15 protein-coding genes, 1 tRNA gene and 2 pseudogenes are annotated in these 16,450 nt (G+C 65.9%); 6 read left to right on the top strand and 12 right to left on the bottom strand.

Annotated features, from left to right (window positions below; genetic code table 11):
• Nucleotides 1–84 precede the first annotated feature (84 nt).
• Nucleotides 85–647: pseudogene (locus ACIKT0_RS00225) on the bottom strand (substrate binding domain-containing protein); the annotation flags it as partial.
• Between ACIKT0_RS00225 and ACIKT0_RS00220 the strand changes: the two are divergent.
• Nucleotides 645–821, top strand: coding sequence for a hypothetical protein (locus ACIKT0_RS00220; protein WP_407103421.1), 177 nt, complete (start codon nucleotides 645–647; stop codon nucleotides 819–821). The pseudogene ACIKT0_RS00225 and the gene ACIKT0_RS00220 overlap by 3 nt on opposite strands.
• A gap of 63 nt (nucleotides 822–884) precedes the next feature.
• Nucleotides 885–1,258, top strand: a pseudogene (locus ACIKT0_RS00215) (RidA family protein).
• 168 nt (nucleotides 1,259–1,426) lie between these two features.
• Here the strand turns inward: ACIKT0_RS00215 and ACIKT0_RS00210 are convergent.
• From ACIKT0_RS00210 to ACIKT0_RS00200, 3 genes are all read right to left on the bottom strand, one after another.
• A tRNA-Arg gene (locus ACIKT0_RS00210) sits at nucleotides 1,427–1,517 on the bottom strand.
• A gap of 235 nt (nucleotides 1,518–1,752) precedes the next feature.
• The gene (locus tag ACIKT0_RS00205) at nucleotides 1,753–2,775 is read right to left on the bottom strand and encodes an alpha/beta fold hydrolase (protein WP_407103420.1); all 1,023 of its coding nucleotides are present in this window, start codon (nucleotides 2,773–2,775) and stop codon (nucleotides 1,753–1,755) included.
• 89 nt (nucleotides 2,776–2,864) lie between these two features.
• Complete coding sequence (locus ACIKT0_RS00200; RefSeq protein WP_407103419.1) at nucleotides 2,865–4,319, bottom strand: glutamine synthetase family protein; 1,455 nt, start codon at nucleotides 4,317–4,319, stop codon at nucleotides 2,865–2,867.
• Nucleotides 4,320–4,588: 269 nt separating this feature from the next.
• Here ACIKT0_RS00200 and ACIKT0_RS00195 point away from each other — a divergent pair, with 269 nt between their 5' ends.
• From ACIKT0_RS00195 to ACIKT0_RS00185, 3 genes are all read left to right on the top strand, one after another.
• On the top strand, nucleotides 4,589–6,298 hold the full coding sequence (locus tag ACIKT0_RS00195) for a trimethylamine N-oxide permease (protein WP_407103418.1): 1,710 nt from the start codon (nucleotides 4,589–4,591) through the stop codon (nucleotides 6,296–6,298).
• A gap of 168 nt (nucleotides 6,299–6,466) precedes the next feature.
• A complete protein-coding gene (locus ACIKT0_RS00190) occupies nucleotides 6,467–6,973 on the top strand; it encodes an Lrp/AsnC family transcriptional regulator (protein WP_407103417.1) in 507 nt (168 codons plus the stop codon).
• Between the two features lie 466 nt (nucleotides 6,974–7,439).
• The gene (locus tag ACIKT0_RS00185) at nucleotides 7,440–8,420 is read left to right on the top strand and encodes a methyltransferase (RefSeq protein WP_407103416.1); all 981 of its coding nucleotides are present in this window, start codon (nucleotides 7,440–7,442) and stop codon (nucleotides 8,418–8,420) included.
• Between the two features lie 196 nt (nucleotides 8,421–8,616).
• Here the strand turns inward: ACIKT0_RS00185 and ACIKT0_RS00180 are convergent, their stop codons facing one another.
• On the bottom strand, nucleotides 8,617–9,429 hold the full coding sequence (locus ACIKT0_RS00180; protein ID WP_407103415.1) for an SDR family NAD(P)-dependent oxidoreductase: 813 nt from the start codon (nucleotides 9,427–9,429) through the stop codon (nucleotides 8,617–8,619).
• Between the two features lie 50 nt (nucleotides 9,430–9,479).
• Between ACIKT0_RS00180 and ACIKT0_RS00175 the strand changes: the two genes are divergently transcribed.
• The gene (locus tag ACIKT0_RS00175) at nucleotides 9,480–9,845 is read left to right on the top strand and encodes a winged helix-turn-helix transcriptional regulator (RefSeq protein WP_407103414.1); all 366 of its coding nucleotides are present in this window, start codon (nucleotides 9,480–9,482) and stop codon (nucleotides 9,843–9,845) included.
• A 186-nt stretch (nucleotides 9,846–10,031) separates the two neighbouring features.
• On the opposite strand, the gene ACIKT0_RS00170 is transcribed toward ACIKT0_RS00175, so the two are convergent.
• The 7 genes from ACIKT0_RS00170 to ACIKT0_RS00140 form a co-directional block, all read right to left on the bottom strand.
• Entirely contained in the window at nucleotides 10,032–10,448 is a 417-nt protein-coding gene (locus ACIKT0_RS00170) for a DUF3830 family protein (protein WP_407103413.1), read from the bottom strand.
• A gap of 43 nt (nucleotides 10,449–10,491) precedes the next feature.
• Entirely contained in the window at nucleotides 10,492–11,886 is a 1,395-nt protein-coding gene (hydA, locus tag ACIKT0_RS00165) for a dihydropyrimidinase (RefSeq protein ID WP_407103412.1), read from the bottom strand.
• A gap of 1 nt (nucleotide 11,887) precedes the next feature.
• Entirely contained in the window at nucleotides 11,888–12,652 is a 765-nt protein-coding gene (locus ACIKT0_RS00160; protein WP_407103411.1) for an aspartate/glutamate racemase family protein, read from the bottom strand.
• A 3-nt stretch (nucleotides 12,653–12,655) separates the two neighbouring features.
• Nucleotides 12,656–14,005, bottom strand: a complete 1,350-nt coding sequence (locus ACIKT0_RS00155) for an amidohydrolase family protein (protein WP_407103410.1) — start codon at nucleotides 14,003–14,005, stop codon at nucleotides 12,656–12,658.
• A 4-nt stretch (nucleotides 14,006–14,009) separates the two neighbouring features.
• Nucleotides 14,010–14,831: an amino acid ABC transporter ATP-binding protein gene (locus tag ACIKT0_RS00150; protein ID WP_407103409.1), complete on the bottom strand. Its 822-nt coding sequence runs from the start codon at nucleotides 14,829–14,831 to the stop codon at nucleotides 14,010–14,012.
• 5 nt (nucleotides 14,832–14,836) lie between these two features.
• Nucleotides 14,837–15,490, bottom strand: coding sequence for an amino acid ABC transporter permease (locus ACIKT0_RS00145; protein WP_407103408.1), 654 nt, complete (start codon nucleotides 15,488–15,490; stop codon nucleotides 14,837–14,839).
• A gap of 82 nt (nucleotides 15,491–15,572) precedes the next feature.
• On the bottom strand, nucleotides 15,573–16,448 hold the full coding sequence (locus tag ACIKT0_RS00140) for a transporter substrate-binding domain-containing protein (protein ID WP_407103407.1): 876 nt from the start codon (nucleotides 16,446–16,448) through the stop codon (nucleotides 15,573–15,575).
• Nucleotides 16,449–16,450: the final 2 nt, after the last annotated feature.

Raw genomic sequence — 16,450 nt, 5'->3', positions numbered from 1 at the left:
CGGCGCGTCCGCGGGCGTCCTATTGAACGCGGGGGTTCGGGCCGCCGAGCGCGGCTTCGTGACGACGCCAGGCCGACGCCGACCTCAGACCGCCTCCCAGACGCGCGCCGCCGGCGCTTCAGCGCCGACGTTCGCAAGATGCGGCGGATTTCCGAACTGCTCGAGCAGGAGTTCGGTCAGCACCCGGATTTTCCGCGCAGGATGCGGTCCAGGAGGGCGGACGGCATAAAGTCCCGCGGGAGGCGGCGGATGGCGCCGCATGACCGGAACGAGCGCGCCCGAGGCCACATGTTCGTGGATGAGGCAGTCGGGGAGGGCCGCGACGCCGAGCCCCGCCACCGCGGCGGCCACGAGGGCTGCGCCATTATCGGCTTTGAACCGCCCCCCGGCTGCACGGTGATGGTCGCATCGCCATCCATCAGCCGCCAGGCCTCCGTGCCCTGCAGAAGGGCCTGATGGGCGACGAGCTCCTCGGGGGTCTCCGGCGAGCCGTGCGCCTTGATGTAGCCCGGGCTCGCGACGAACCTTGCGAACATCGGGCCGACGCGCCGGGCGATCAGGTTGGAGTCGGGCAGATAGCCGACCCGGATCGCGCAATCGAAACCCTCGCCGATCAGATCCACGAAGCGATCGGTGTAGGAGGTATGGGGATCGCCGACGACCATGCCGAGATCGCAGAGGCCGCGATCGCGGGTGACGCCGCGGGAGCCTCGGCGGTTCTCCGCCGGCACATCGAGGACGCTTACCGGACGCTGCGGGACAACCTCGTGGCGCTCGGGCTTGCGGAGCGCGATGGCGAGGCGCGCCGGCCGCTGGCCTGACGCTTGCCTTGGGCGCAGCGTGCGACGCTTTGGAGAGGCCCGATGTCCGAACCCCTGTTCTTCATGATCCCCGACGCCCCGACCCCGGTCGCGCCGTTCTCTCACGCGGTCGAGGTGGACGGCTGGGTGTTCGTCACCGGCCAGATGCCGACCTGGCCGGACGACGACGCAAAGCCGCTGCCGGAGGGCGTCGAGGCCCAGACAGCGCGTGTGATGGAGAACCTGATCCTCGTGCTGAACGGGATGGGGCTCGGCCTTGAGCACGTGGTGCAGGCCCGCGTGTCATCACGCGCTTCAAGGAGGACTACGCGGCGATGAACGCCGTCTACGCCTCCTACTTCCCGCCCGACCGGCGACCCGCCCGCACCTGCGTCGGCGTCACGGGCCTCGCCCGCGACGCTCTGGTGGAGATCGACTTCATCGCAAGGCGAAGCTGAGCCCCGCTCGGCCACAGCCGCTCCGCCCGGGTTCGCGTGGCCACGGCGATCGGCGAGGCGGCGACGCTCAAGAATAGCATTCCGACCGCCCTCCTCGACAGAGCGCCCAGCCGCCGCGGCCAGATCAAGGCTGGCGCTGTCGCATGCCGATCAAGGGTCAGGAAGTGACGCACCCGAGAGGATTCGAACCTCTGACCTCTGCCTTCGGAGGGCCGGAAAGGGCCTTCGTCGCGGTTGTCGATGAGGGTCAAGCTACTGCAATTCCTTGTTTTTCTCTACCCCGCTTTTGTTCTCTTTGCTGCTCTGTTTGTCCCAAAAGTGTCCCAAAAATGGGGCTGGTATTGCTAGGTGCTGAGCGCCCGCGCCGCAGGGCGCCCGCTCGGCGCTAAGAGGAGACTCCACCTCGCAGCCGCAAAGCCGAATTCAGGGAGCGCCGCCTGACGACATGGCGCTCAGCGCAGCTCGCCGCGCCAGGAAAAGCACCTTTTGGCCGCCTAATGGGGCCTGAGAACCTCGGCGATCTGCTGGTCGAGAAAGCGGGTGAACGCCGGATCGTTTCCGGGGCTCGGCGCGCAGTGGCCGAACGGCGAGTCGAACGGGCGGAAGGACGCTCGGTTCATGTGGCGCGCCTCGATCTCATTGTCGGCGGGCGGGAAGTAGAGATCCTGAACGCACGGGATCAGCACGGCGCGCGCGGTGATGCTCTGCAGCGCTTTCGCGAAGTCGCCTCTATAGGCGGAAGTGGCGCTGATGTCCGCCGCCTGCCACGTGCGGAGCATCGCGAGAAGATCGTTCGCATCCCAGTTCCGGACGTGATCATCTTCCCAGTCGCAGAGAAGGTCCTCGATCGTCGCGTACCCGATCCGGCGATACAGCCCCTCACGGTAGAATGTCTGCGAATATGCCCAGCCAGCGTAGACCCGCGCGAACGCCCTGAGCCCGCGCGTGGGCGGATGCACGTAGTCGCCGCCGGCCCAGTCCTGATCCGCCTGAAGCGCCGCCTTCACGCCTTCAAGGAAAACGAAGTTGTGGGGGGAGACGCGCGCCGAAGCGCAGAAGGGAACGATCGCCTCCACCATGTCGGGATACTGCGACGCCCACTGGTAGGCCTGGCAACCGGCCATGGACCACCCAGCGACGAGGGCGATGCGCGTCACTCCGAGCCGCTCGGTTAGCAGCAGCCGCTGGCAGCGCACGTTGTCAGACAGCGTGACGGCCGGGAACCGGGGCCCAGCCTGGAGGGCCGTCGCGTTGCTCGGCGAAGAGGAAACGCCGTTGCCGAACATGTTGATCGAGACCACGAAGTGGTGGGCGGGGTCGATGGCTCGCCCCGGTCCAAAGAAGCCCTCGTTGCGGATGTGGGTCCCCGTGTAGAACGTCGGCAGAACGACGACATTGCTCGCGTCCGCGTTGAGCGTTCCGTAGGTCTTGTAGGCAAGCTTCGCTTCCAGAAGCTCCTCGCCTGACTGCAACTCGACCCGGCCAAGGTCGAACACCTCATAATCCGACGACGTCATCGTGGCTCCTTCGCCGCGGGGCCCGAAGGGCCGTATTGAGATGGCGGTGCGCGGCGCGGGTTTGACGCCGCGCCGCGGCGACCGGACCCTCAGTAGAGGCGGAGATACTCCTTGACCTCCCAGTCGGTGACCGCCTGGTGATACCTCTCCCACTCGTCGTTCTTGTAGGCGAGGTAGGACTTCAGCATCACCGGCCCGAGAACCTTCTTCATGAGCGGGTCCTCGGAGAGATGGCCGATGGCTTCCAGCAGATTCCGCGGCAGGCGGCGGATGCCGGCCTCATCGAGCTCCTCACGCGACATCGAGTAGAGGTCGCGATCGGTCGGCTTGCCGGGGTCCGTCCTCTGGACGATGCCCTCGACCGCTGCGCCGAGCGTCACCGCAAGCGCGAGGTACACGTTCATGCACATGTCGGCGGCGCGGTTCTCCAGGCAGTGACGGCTTTGTGGAAGCCGGAACTGGGCGGAGCGATTGTTGAAGCCGTAGGTGATGTTGGTGGGGGCCCAGGTGACCGTGCCTCCTTCGAAGCCGCCGACCCGCGGCACCAGTCCGTTGTAGGAGTTCACGGTCGGGCAGGTGATGGCGGTGATCGCCTCGGCGTGCGCGAGCAGGCCGCCGACCGCATGACGGGACTCCTCCGACCAGCCGCCCTCGTCGGTCTCGAAGAGGTTCTTGTCCAGCGCGTCGATTGAGCGGAGGGAGAAGTTGATGTGAGCGCCGGAGCGCCAGTCTCCGGTGGTCGGCTTCGGCATGAAGGTGACGAACAGGCCGTGCTTCTTTGCGACCTCCTTCAGGAGGATGCGCAGGAAGGCAAGGCGATCCGCCATCTCGAGGAGGTGCGTGTAGTGGAAGTCGAGCTCGAACTGCGAATAGGCGCCCTCGGCCACCACGTCGTGCAGGTTCCAGCCGAGGCCCTCGAGGATGTCCATCAGCTCGCGTAGGAACGGCATCGAGTCGAGCGAGTACTCGACATCGTAACCGAACGCCTGCCTGCGAGGGCGCAGCCCGCCTACGTTGCGGGGGTCGTCGTCGAACGCCTTCACGGGCTGGCCGTTCTCATCGTAGCGCATGACGATGAACTCGGGCTCGATGCCGGCATAGCCGACGTAGCCGACCTCAGCCGCATCCCGGATCGCGCGCTTCAGCGCCTGACGCGGGCACACGTTGTAGGGCTTATCCTCCCAGAACAGGTCGGCGAAGATGATCGCCACCGTCTTGTCCCAAGGGCAGACGTAGACGGCGTCCAGATCCGGAACCATGACCTGGTCGGAGTCCGCCGGCGTCAACTCGGGCACGAAAGAGATCGAGTGCACGGCGAACTGAGGACCCTTGCCCGCGCAGAGGGCCTCGAAATCGCTCATCGGCACGGGCTTGGTCTTCGGGATCCCGTGCAAGTCGATCCAAGCCGACATGACGTATTTTACGCCCTGCTCCTCCAGTCGCTTCCGGACCTCGGCGACCTTTTCCTTGCTCGGTAGAGCGTCCTTGAATGTCTCCGCATATGTCGGCGCAGCGACATCCTTGCGGCTCACCTTGTCCAGCATCGTCTTTCTCCTTGGGCGCCTGATCTTGAGGCACTGCGTTCCGACGAACATCGAGCCCCCTCCGCAGGGAGGAAGCCCCTCGAAGCGTACGCAACTGGGCTGCAGCAAAAATGTGCACTTGCGAAGAAAACATAGGCACATGTTACGTTTTGCGTACTGTTATTACGGTTGACATACGCAATGCGTAAAAGTCAACTCAGGTCCGTGACGGCGATGCCAACACGCCGGACGCGCTGGGCAGGAACCGCAGCGAGACGAAAGGGTGCCTCATGGACGCGACGACGCCGGCCGACCTTCGGGAGGACTCGGGGAAACTCCACCGCGCAATCGACTGGCGGGGTGCATTCTGGCTTGCGAGCGGCGTTCCGGCGCTCGTGCTCTTCACCATCGGCGGAGTCGCCGGGGTCTCAGGACACCTGACGTTTGCGGTGTTCGCCGTGTCGGTGGTGTTCGGCGTGATCCAGTCCTTCACCTATGCCGAGATCGCCGGGCTGTTTCCGAGCAAGTCGGGCGGCGCGTCGGTCTACGGTTCCGTAGCGTGGCTGCGGTATGCGAAGCCGATCGCCCCCCTTTCGGTATGGTGCAACTGGCTGGCCTGGACCCCGGGCCTTTCGCTCGGCTGCACCATCGCCGCGGCCTACATCCTCAACGCGCTGGCGCCGGTACCGGTGTTCACCGAGACCTCTCCCGAAGTGGCGAGCTACCTGGCCGCCAACGCCGGCGTCTCCGCGCAGGACGCGATCATGGCCGCGACGGCTGCGGCGACGCCTGCGATCCGGACCTGGACGCTCTTCCACGCGACGCTCGGGCCGATCAGCATGTCGCTCAACGCCGTGTTCTGGATCGGCGTCGCGCTGACCATGATCTCCTTCGCGGTCCAGCACCGAGGCGTCATGCGCGCCGCGAACATGCAGAAGTATCTCGGCCTGCTGGTCATCATCCCGATGCTGATCGTCGGTCTGGTGCCAATTTTCACGGGTGAGATCGACTGGGCGAACTTCTCGCCCCTTACGCCGCTCGCTGCGCCTTACGCGCCAGAAACCGGCGCCTGGGACGTAAAGGGATGGACCCTGGTGTTCGGCGGCCTGTTCCTCGCCGGCTACGCCGCCTACGCCTTCGAAACCTCGATTTGCTATACAAGCGAGTTCAAGAATCCGGCTCGGGACGCAGTGCGCGCGATCCTTTACTCCGGCCTGCTTTGCATTCTGCTGTACACGCTGGTGCCGTTCACCTTCCAGGGCGTGCTGGGCATCGACGGCATGCTAGCTCCATCTATCGGCGACGGCTCGGGCGTGGCCGAGGCCATGGCGGGAATGATCAAGGGCACGACCCTGATCACCAACGTCATGGTGATGCTGATGATCATGGCGGTCATGTTGCTGATCCTGACCGCGATGGCGGGCTCCTCGCGGACCCTCTACCAGGGCGCCGTGGACGGCTGGCTGCCGAAATATCTGACGCGGGTGAACCAGCACGGAGCGCCGACCGCGGCGATGTGGACCGACCTCGCGTTCAACCTTTTCCTTCTGACGATCGCGGCGGCCGACGCCACCAGCTTCTTCTTCGTGATGGCAGTCTCGAACTGCTGCTACTTCATCTTCAACTTCCTGAACCTGAACGCGGGCTGGATCCACCGCATCGACAACGGCCACATCAAGCGGCCGTGGAAGGCGCCCACCGTGCTGCTCGCGGCGGGCACGATGCTCTCCTTCGTCAACGCGCTGTTCCTGGGGGCGGGCGCCAAGGTGTGGCACCCGTGGGCGCTCTGGGCCGGCTTCGCCGTGACCGCTCTGATCGTCCCGGTGTTCTTCTTCCGGCACTACATCCAGGACAAGGGACGGTTTCCGGACCACATGCTCGACGACATCGGCATCGGCCAGTCCGGTCTCGCGACGCGAAAGGCAGGGATATTGCCCTACCTCGCTCTCGCCGGAGGCTTGCTGACGGTGATCGTCGCAAACTGGTTCTTCGTGCTCTGACCTGAATGCGCGCATGCTCGAAGCAGGAGGGCGGCTCCCAAGGCCGCCCTCCTTGACGTCCGGCATCATTGTTCGGGCCCTCCACCCTTCGCCCGGAGCCGGGCGTTACGCATTGTCTGGGTTCTCGTTTAGGCTACTGATCCATTTGATCTCCTTGAGACCGCATCGATGGCCGATACCCTTGTCACTGATCCGGACGACCGGGGCCTTCCGCTCTCGTCCCCCTACGACGCGCTGAACCAGCAGATCGTCAGATGCCTGCAGAAGGACGGCCGGATGAGCTTCCGCGCGATCGCGGAGCTGCTGGAGGTTTCGGAAGGCACCGTGCGCAATCGCGTCGCGTGGATGAAGGAGGCTGGCGTCCTCAACATCGTCGCGGTCGTCGACCCGACGGCGATCCGCTACCAGTCCGACGCCATGCTCGGCATCAAGGTCGCCCCTGGCAGGTCGCCTGCGGAGGTCGCCGAACGGCTCGGAAAGCATGATTCCGTCGTCTATGCTCTCTGGGTAAGCGGCCGGTACGACCTTCTGGTGGAGGTTGTGTTCGACTCCCACGAGGCTCTGACCAAGTTCCTGGCGGCGCATTGCCATAGCGAGCCGGACATCGCCTCGATCGAGGTCATGACGAGCCTCGCGATGTACAAGAACCAGTTCCTTCTGAAGATCGAAGTCTGAGTCCGACCGGCCTCAACCTGGGAAGCCGCGGCTCCCGCGCCCTCTGCCTCTCGGCTCGGCGCTTCGATCATCAAGGCTGACGGCGAGCCGTCTGTGAAGCGAAGCCGGTGCGGTATCGGCGAGGAGAATTGCCCAAGGATTCACGTGCGGATTGCCGTTTCGGCCGGGCCCGCGACGCTCATAATGCGCCCGCCCGATCGGGGCGCGTTGCACATAACTCTGCGGCTGATGGATCTGTAGTCGATAACACCGCCGGCAGACCTGCGCAGCTGCCGGCCCCGCTTGGGACCAAAGCAGCGGCGGTGGTCCAGGCGAACGGCGCCGGCTGCGGGCCGAACCACGTCAATCCCACCGGAAATCCGAATGACGCTCGCCGACGCGGCGCTCCCGCCACTGCGTCCAGCCAGCTACAGAACGCAATAGAGGGATCATGACTATCAAAGAGGCTCCGGAGCCTGCAACACGCATGCTCCAGATGATCACCGGTTATTGGGTGACGCAGATTGTTCATGGGGCTGCGGTAGCCGAATACGCCGAACACCTGCAGAAGCGCCCGGCGACTGCGGAGGAGCTCGCCACGCTTGCCGGCATGGACCCGTCGGCGGTGTTCCGACATCTGCGGGCCTGCGCGAGCCTCGGGCTTGTCGGCTCCAACGGCGAAAGGTTCGCGACAACTCCACTACTCGACACGTTGCGACGGGATCATCCTCAGTCGATGCGCGGATTTGCACTGTCACAGCCAGCGGCGGGCCATTGGCTGCCGTGGGGGCGCTTTGCCGAGGCGCTCCGCTCAGGGCGTCCGCAGACGGTTCCTGCATTGGGCTCAGGTATCTTCGAGTATTACGGACGAACGCCGGCCGAGGCGGAGGCATTCACAGAATCGATGGAGGGCTTGACAGCACTCGTGTCCAGCGAGGCCGCACGCGTTCTTGACACAACGGGGGTGGAGCGCGTCGTGGACCTCGGAGGCGCAAGCGGCGCTCTGTTGGCGCCGCTCCTGGAAGCCAATCCTTCCTTGAAAGCGACGTTGTTCGATCTGCCGAACGTTATCGACGGTCACGCCTTCTCTAACGTGCCGGATCAAATTCGCGGCCGGATAGACAAGGTCGCAGGGGATTTCTTCAAAAGCGTCCCTTCGGCGGACCTCTACCTTCTGAAGTGGATCCTCCACGATTGGGACGACGAGGAATGCATCGCCATTCTGCACAACTGCCGGAACGCGATTGCGCCGGGCGGCCGCGTGGCGATCCTGGAGCTTGTGTTGGGCGAAGCCGGGGAGGGGAGTCTCGCCTCGCTCATGGACCTGAACATGCTGGTCATGTTGACCGGCCGCGAGCGTTCTCTGGCTGAATATCGCGAACTTCTGGTGAAAGCGGGGTTCGGCGATGTGGCGATCACACACACCGAGTCTCCAATAGCGATCATCACCGCCAGGCCGTTAGCCTAACGAGCGGAACTTTCGAGCGCCAGGACGCCGTTCCAGATCGAGATGAAGCGACCTTGAGTTGCGCATGTCGCCATCGGCGTGGAGATACAGGCCAGCCCTGATCTGCGCCAGAAGGAGGCGTTTCGGCCCTACGCTGCATGCGCCCGGTCCGGCCCTTCCGAGGCGTTGTGAACGCGTGTGTCGCACGCTCGCCGGATTAAAGGGTGGGCGAGAGACCGCCATCCACTCGCAGGTTCGCGCCCGTGATATAGGCGGCAAGTGGGCTGGCGAGAAAAGCGACGACATCGGCGATCTCGTCCAGGCGACCCACCCGGCCGATGGGAACCTGAGCGAACAGAGGCAGGACCGTGCGCTCGACCTCCTCCCAGGGGGCGTCACTATCCACGCCGAGGCCTTCCGCTGCCTCACGGAAACGGACGTCTAGGGTGGTGCTGTGTATTGGGCCCGGGGAGACCGCATTGACCGTGACACCGTCAGCGGCCACCGCCTTTGCCATTGATGCAGTCATGGCGTTGATCGCGGCCTTGCTGGCCGAATAGTCCGGGGCGTTGGGCGGGGCGATCGTCGCCGCGAGACTGGAGATGTTGATCACCCGGCCCCAATGCGCTTGCCGCATCCGAGGCAGCAGCCGGGTGGTGACCCTGAGCGCCGCCAGCACATTGCGATCGAAGGTGGACGCCCACGAGTCAGACCGCGTGTTGCTCCAGTCCTCCCGCCCAGGGCTGGAGCCACCGGCGTTATTGACCAGAATGCCGATGGGGCCAGCGAGGTTTTCGGCCTCTCGCACCACGCTCTCGACAGCCATCTCCTCGGTAAGGTCGCCTAGGACCGCGTGAGCGCGCCCGCCGCCTTCGACAATGTTCTCTGCGGCCCGCCGCGTTTGCGCCGCATCGCGACCGTGGACGACGACAACCGCGCCTTCACGCGCGAGCGTGCGCGCGATGGCCTCGCCAATGCCCTTGCTGCTTCCTGTGACAAGCGCGGTCCTGCCGCCCAATTGCAAATCCATCGCTCGAAACCCACTCTCTGCGGCTGATGGCGGCTAGGTCGTTCGAGCGCATGGGCGTGACAAGTACGCACTTAAAAGTGCCCGCAGGCGAGCGGGAGGCCTGTCTTGGGCCCGAAGGATCGGTCGCGCACGTCACCCGCGTCGTGCGGATGATCCAGGGCCGATGGAAGTTGCCGATCTTGTTCCGGCTTTACGCGGACCCGTCCCTACGCACGTCGCAGTTGCGGCGGGACATGGCTGGCATATCGCAGAAGATGCTCACCCAGCACCTCCGCGAGCTTGAGGCAGATCGCCTGATTGAGCGCACAGACTTCGGAGAAAAGCCTCTGCGCGTCGAATACCGGTTGTCCGACAGGGGCAAGCAGCTACTGCCGGTGCTGATTGCGGCGCGTAGCTTTTCCCTAGATCACGGCTAGCCTTCCGCGGGCTCACTCCCCCCGGTCCAGACAGACGCTCAGAGTCCGCAACGGTCACCTCCGGCTGGTAGTCCACAGCCGCTCGGCGCCAAATCCGGACGCAAGGCCAGCGCAAGCAGCAGACATTCACGTTGCGGCGAGGGCCGCACCACTTTACCTGAAATGTCAGGGATGACCTGACGAGGTCTAACGCGCGAGTGCGAACCGGATCGTTTGTGCCCCCTCCCACAAGACCAGCTCGCCGAGCTTGACCAGGTCTTCGAGGGGCGAGGTGACAGTAAGGAAGTGATTGCCGGCGAGTTGTCCCATCCTGCTTGCGAAGCTGACCCCGCCATAGGCGAGCAGAATCTCAGTCTCGCTTTTTCCGCCAGGGTAGAGCAGGACCTGTCCAGGCGCCGGATAGCAGGTCTGGTTTTCCAGCGGGACGCCGAGGTCGGTGTCGCCGAGAGGGATCCAGACCGCTTCGCCACTCCAGCGGACGTGGATCGCCTTCTGCTCATAGGGCAGCAGCGACTTGAAGGTCTCGGCCGTTCGAGGAGCCAGACCGGTTTCCAGGCGCGCCTTGAACTCGAACGGTCCGGCAAAGATCAGAATGTCGCTCATACATCGTCCATGTGTCGGAGAGCGCGGCGTGACGGCGCCGGGGCTAGGCGTGGGCGCTGACGCCGCGCGGGAGATGGACGCCGTCCCTCGCGCCCTCGAGCACGCCCTCGCGCACCACAACGCGGCCCCGCACCAGGGTCGTCATCGGCCAGCCGACGATCTCGAGGCCCTCATAGGGCGTGTAGTCGGACCCATCCCGAAGCATGGCGTGCGTCAGGGTCTGCCGGCGCTCGGGATCCCAGATCGCGAGATCGGCGTCCGCGCCGATCGCGATCGCGCCTTTTCGCGGATAGAGCCCGTAGGTCTTGGCGTGGTTGGTCGAGGTCAGCGCGACGAAGCGGTTGATGTCGATCCGGCCCTTCACGACGCCTTCGGAGAACAGGATCGGCAGCCTCGCGCCGATGCCCGGAATGCCGTTCGGCACCCAGCGGAAGCTGGTGCGCCCCTTCGGCGTAAGCTTGCCTTGCGGATCGTCGTAGCGGAACGGGCAGTGGTCGGAGGAGAACACCGAGAACACGTCCTGCTGCAGTCCCTGCCAGCACGCCTCCTGGCTGTCGCGATCGCGCGGGGGCGGCGAGCAGACATATTTGGCCCCTTCCATGTTGAGGCCGTCGAGATCCTGAGCGGTCAGCACCAGATATTGCGGGCAGGTCTCGCCGATGATTTTCAGGCCGCGCTGGCGCGCGCGACGGATCTCCTCCATTGCCTCGCGGTTCGACACGTGCACGACCATCAGCGGCACTTCCGACAGCTCGGCGAGTGAAATGGCGCGGTGGGTCGCTTCACGCTCGGCGATCATCGGGCGGGAGTCGGCGTGATGTCTCGGCGCTGTCTTGCCCTGCGCCTCGAGGCTGTCGGTCAGGAAGCGGATGATGTCGTAGTTTTCCGCGTGGACCATGACGAGCGCACGGGTCTCGCGCGCCATGGCCATGACCTCGAGGATCTGGCGGTCGCTGAGCGCGAGCCCTTCATAGGTCATGAACACCTTGAAGGATGTGTAGCCGTCGCGCACCAGCGCCGGCAGCTCCTGTCCGAGCACCTGCGGGGTCGGATCGGAGATGATGAGGTGGAACGAGACGTCGGTGTAGCACCGGCCGTCCGCCTTGGCGTGATAGGCCCGCACGCTCTCGCGCAGCGGCACGCCGCTTTCCTGCAGGCAGAACGGCAGGACCGTCGTGTTGCCTCCCATCACGGCCGAACGGGTGGCGCTCTCGAAATCGTCCGCCATGACGAGGCCCTCGCCCGAGGGCTGGGCGATGTGGACATGGCTGTCGATGCCGCCGGGCAGCACCCAGCGGCCGGTTGCGTCGATGACCTCGCGCGCCTCTCCAATCTCCGCGCCGAGCGCCACGATGACGCCGTCCCGGATCCCGATATCGCAGCCGAAGGTGTCGGAGGCCGTGGAGACCCGTCCGCCCTTGATCACCGTGTCGAACATCTCAGCCGATCCCCGCGGCGCTCTCCTGCCGCTCGATCCAGGAGCCGAGCGCCGGCGACAAGCCGGTCGCGACCTTGGACGGCGGGCGTGCGAAGCGTCCTGCGCGCGCCGGGCTCGTCCGTAGCCGCGCCAGCAGCGCGGCCTGGCCGATGGCGGCGTCGAGCGGGTCGATCAGCGGCACCGGAACGCGATCCGCGACTTTGGCGGCAAGTCCCGTGAGAGGCGCCCCGGCGAGGATCACGGCGTCCGATCCGTCCGCCTCGACCGCCCGCAGGCAGAGCTCGACGAGCTCGCTCTCCAGCTCGCCCTGCACGTCGTCGATCGAGACGAACGGAACGTTGGGCACGCGGATGCCGGCGAAGCGAGCCTGGAGACCGCTCAGCGCCACCGCGTCCTCGTACCAGGCGGTCAGCGTCCGGGAGAAGGTGACGATCGAGAACCGCTGCGCCACCATGCAGGCGGTCAGCATGGCGGCTTCCGCCATCGCGGTCACGGGCAGGTCGAACAGCTCCCGGGCCGCGATCAGACCGGGATCGCCGAAGGCCCCGATCACCACCGCGTCGAAGCTGTCCTGATGCTCGGCGATAAGCTCGAGCGTCGTCGCCCCGGCAATCACGGACTCCGCGCGGCTTGCGATGTAGGGCATGCCGCGCGGCGCGGTGAGCGCGACGAGCTCGACGTCGGGCGCAAGCGACCGGGAGGCGCTCGCCACCATGCGCTCCGTCATGGAGCCGGACGTGTTGGGATTGATGAGGAGGATACGCATCTCTCAGGTCCCGCGCGCGCGCTTCCACAGGGCGTCGATTGCGGCCGCCGCGTCGCGGCGGATCGCGTCGGCGTCGACGAGGGTCGGCCGTCCGTCCTCGACCACCACATCGCCGTCCACCACGACGAGATCGACGTCGCGGCCTTGCGCGACATGGACGAGGTTGCCGAGCGCATGGGTGGCGGGGGTGAGATGCGGACGGCGGAAGTCGAAGGCCACGAGATCTGCGCGCTTGCCGACCTCGATGCTGCCGATCTCATCCTCGAGCCCCATGGCCCGCGCCCCGGCCATCGTCGCCATCTCGAACACGGTCTCGGGCTGCCACTCGTCGGTGACGGAGCCGAGCTGGATCCGGCCGACCGCGAGCGCCCAGCGCATCACCTCGACCATGTCGGCGTGCATGTTGTCGGTGCCGAGCGCGAGCTTCGCGCCTGCCGCGCGCAGTTTCTGGGTCGGCGCGATGGTGGCGCCGGTCGCGTTGCCCTTGGCGATGTGCGCCACGTGGATGCCGGCGCGGCCGATGCGGGCGATGTCGTCCTCGCCGACATGGATGCAATGCGCGGCGGTGAGTCGGTCGTTGAGCATCCCGACCTCGTCGAGCAGCTCCGGCGGGCTCTTGCCGTCGCGCTCGCGGATCCGGGCGACCTCGACCTTGCTCTGTGAGAGATGGGTGGTGACGCGCAGGCCCTTCGCCTCCGCGGCTTCCGCGATGCGCCGCAGGAAGGGCGTCGAGCAGGTGTCGGGCGCGTGCGCTGCGAGCTGGACGCCGATGCGGCCGCGGCTCTTGCCGTCATAGCGCTCCGCGAGCGCGACAGCCTCGCCGAGCGTCCGGTCGCCGATGGCGTCGACATGCTCCCAGCGCCCCAGCGAGACGCCGGAGAAGTCGACGTCGTGGATGCGCCCGCAAGACCAGACGCGCAGCCCCACCTCGGCCATCGCAGGGGTCACGATATCGGCGTGCACGAAGGTGTCGTTGATCAGCGTGGAGCCGAACAGCATCGCCTCCAGCGCGCCGAGGCGCGCGATGGCGTAGGCCTCCTCGGGCGTCACCATGTGGCCCTGCGGGATGCCCGGCGTATAGGCGGGCGCGAAGCCGAGGTCCTCGGCGACGCCGCGGACCATGCTGAGATTGGCGTGGGTGTGGACGTTGACGAGGCCCGGCGTGACGACGCGGCCCGGCAGGCTCGCCGTGCGGCGGGAGCTAAGCGGCGGGGCGCTCCTGTCGGCCTTCTCCACCCGCGCGAAACGCCCGTCCGAAATCGCGATGACGGCGTCTTCGATCACATGCGAGGCGGGAGCGCCGGTCAGCGCCGTGACGTCGGTGATCACCAGGTCGTAAAGCGTCTCGATCATGATCTCACCGATTGAGGACGTGACGGAGGAAGCGCCGGGTCTTTTCCTCGCGCGGGTCAGTGAAGACGGCCTCGGGCGCGCCCTCCTCGACGATGAAGCCGTCCGCCATGAAGATCAGCTTATCGGCGACACGCCGCGCAAAGCCCATCTCATGGGTCACCACGACCATGGTCATGCCCTCGCGGGCGAGGGCGCCCATCACGTCGAGCACCTCGTGGACGAGCTCCGGGTCAAGCGCAGAGGTCGGCTCGTCGAACAGGATGAGCTTCGGATCCATGGCGAGCGCGCGGGCGATGGCGACGCGCTGCTGCTGGCCGCCCGAAAGCTGCGAGGGTCGCTTGTGCATGTGATCGGCGAGGCTGACCCGGGCGAGCTGTTCGGCGGCGCGCGCGCTCGCGACCTCTCGCGACACGCCGAGCACCTTGCGCGGACCGATCGCGACATTCTCGAGCGCGGTGAGGTGCGGGAAGAGATTGAAGCGCTGGAACACGAAGCCGAACTTGCGGCGCTGCAGGGCGAGCCGGGACTCCGGCAGCGGCGTCCAGCGCGGGGGTTCGCCGACATGGGCGCCGCCGATCGGCTCACCCATCAGCTCGATCTCTCCTCCGTCGGGGGTCTCCAAAAAGTTGAGGCACCGGAGCACCGTCGTCTTTCCCGAGCCCGAGGGGCCGATCAGCACCAGCGTCTGGCCGGCCATGACGTCGAACGAGATCCCCTTCAGGATCTCGCGCTCGCCATAGCTCTTGCGCAGTTCCCGGACGGACAGCAGGGGCTTGTCGTTCGCCAGCGTCACAGGACGGATCGGGGCCGCGATTGCGGATGTCATGGCGCTCACCAGGCCGGAAGCCGCCGCTCGATCACCCGCGAGATCCACGAGAGAACCGAGATGATGGCGTAGTAGTAGATGGCCAGAAGCCCGAAGATCTCGAGCGGGGCGAAATGCGAGGCGATGATCGCCTGGCCCGAGCGCGTCAGCTCGTAGACGGAGATGACCGACAGCAGCGACGTGTTCTTGAGCAGGGTGATGACGTCATTCGTCAGCGCCGGGACCATCGGGCGGATCGATTGCGGAAGCAGGACATGGAGCAGAATCTTGCCCTGCGTCATACCGATCGACCTGGCCGCCTCTGCCTGACCCTTCTCCACCGCGCCGACCGTGCCGCGCACGATCTCCGCGACATAGGCCGCGCAGTTGAGCGACAGCGCGATCACCCCGGACCAGAACTCTCCGAGCCTGAAACCCATCAGCGGCAGGCCGAAGAACACGATGAAAATCTGGATCAGAAGCGGCGTGCCGCGGATGAAGTCGACATAGCCGCGCACCATCCACCGCGACCAGGTCCAGCCGCCGAGCGAAATCAGCCCAAGGGCGACGCCTCCGCTGAGCCCGAGAAGCGCCGCCAGCGACGCGATCTTGAGCGTCATGACGGAGCCTGCGGCAAGCAGCGGCATGGCCATCTCGACGATGGCCCAGTCAATCGTCATCGCGTTTGATCCACGAGGAGGGCTTCGGCGTGGTCGCCGAAAAGGTGGACGGAGCGGGCCACGGCCGGCTCCGTGACGGTGGTCACGAGAAGTCGGGGATCTTGTCGGAGAGGACCATCCGCGTGCCGAACCACTTTTCCTGCAGCTTGAAGATCTCGCCGTTGGCCTTCAGCGCATTGATCTGCTCGTTTAGAAACTCGACCAGAGGCGCTTCTTCCTTGCGCGTGGCGATGCCGGCCCAGTTGCGAGGACCAATGTCGCGAACGATCGCGTATCTGCCGGGCGCGTCCTTGGTCACTTGGGTCAGGGTCGCAAGCGAGTTGATCACCCCGTCGACGGAGCCCTGCGCAAGCGCGAGATAGGCGGCCGGATGGTCGTCGTAGGCCTTCACCTCGAACGACTTGCCCGTGTCGGCCTTCAGCTTCTCAAGCAGCTTGGCCTTCATGGTGTCGCCGGCCGAGCCGAGCTTCACGCCGAGGACCTTGTCGGCCATATCATCGAGTTTTTTGATCGATCCCGCGTCCGACGCGCGAACCAGCATCTCCTGCGTGGCCTCGGCGTAGGGGATGGAATAGGCGACCTTCGACACCCGCTCCTTGGTGTAGGTCAGCGACGTCATGATCACATCGAAATTGCCGGCGTAGAGCGCCGGGATCACGCCCGCCCAGGCGGTGTCGACGAACTCGACCTTCACGCCTAGCGGGGCGAAGATCTGTTTCGCGAGATCCACGTCGTAGCCGACGATCTCGCCCTTGTCCCGGAACGTGAACGGGCGATAGGCGGCCTCGACGCCGACCTTGATGACGCCAGCCTTCTTGATCGCCTCGACCGTCAGTGGTTCGGCAGCAGCGGGCGCGCCGCCGAGCAGCGACATTACGGCCGTGGCGGCCATGAACAGGCCCGAGAATTTCAGGAAGCCGCGGCGGCTGGAGCCGGCCGGGGAAAGGCGGAGTGCCATGG

The organism is Hansschlegelia beijingensis, assembly GCF_045505405.1.
Taxonomy (GTDB): Bacteria; Pseudomonadota; Alphaproteobacteria; order Rhizobiales; family Methylopilaceae; genus Methylopila; species Methylopila beijingensis_A.
This window is presented reverse-complemented; position numbering and strand designations above follow the sequence as displayed.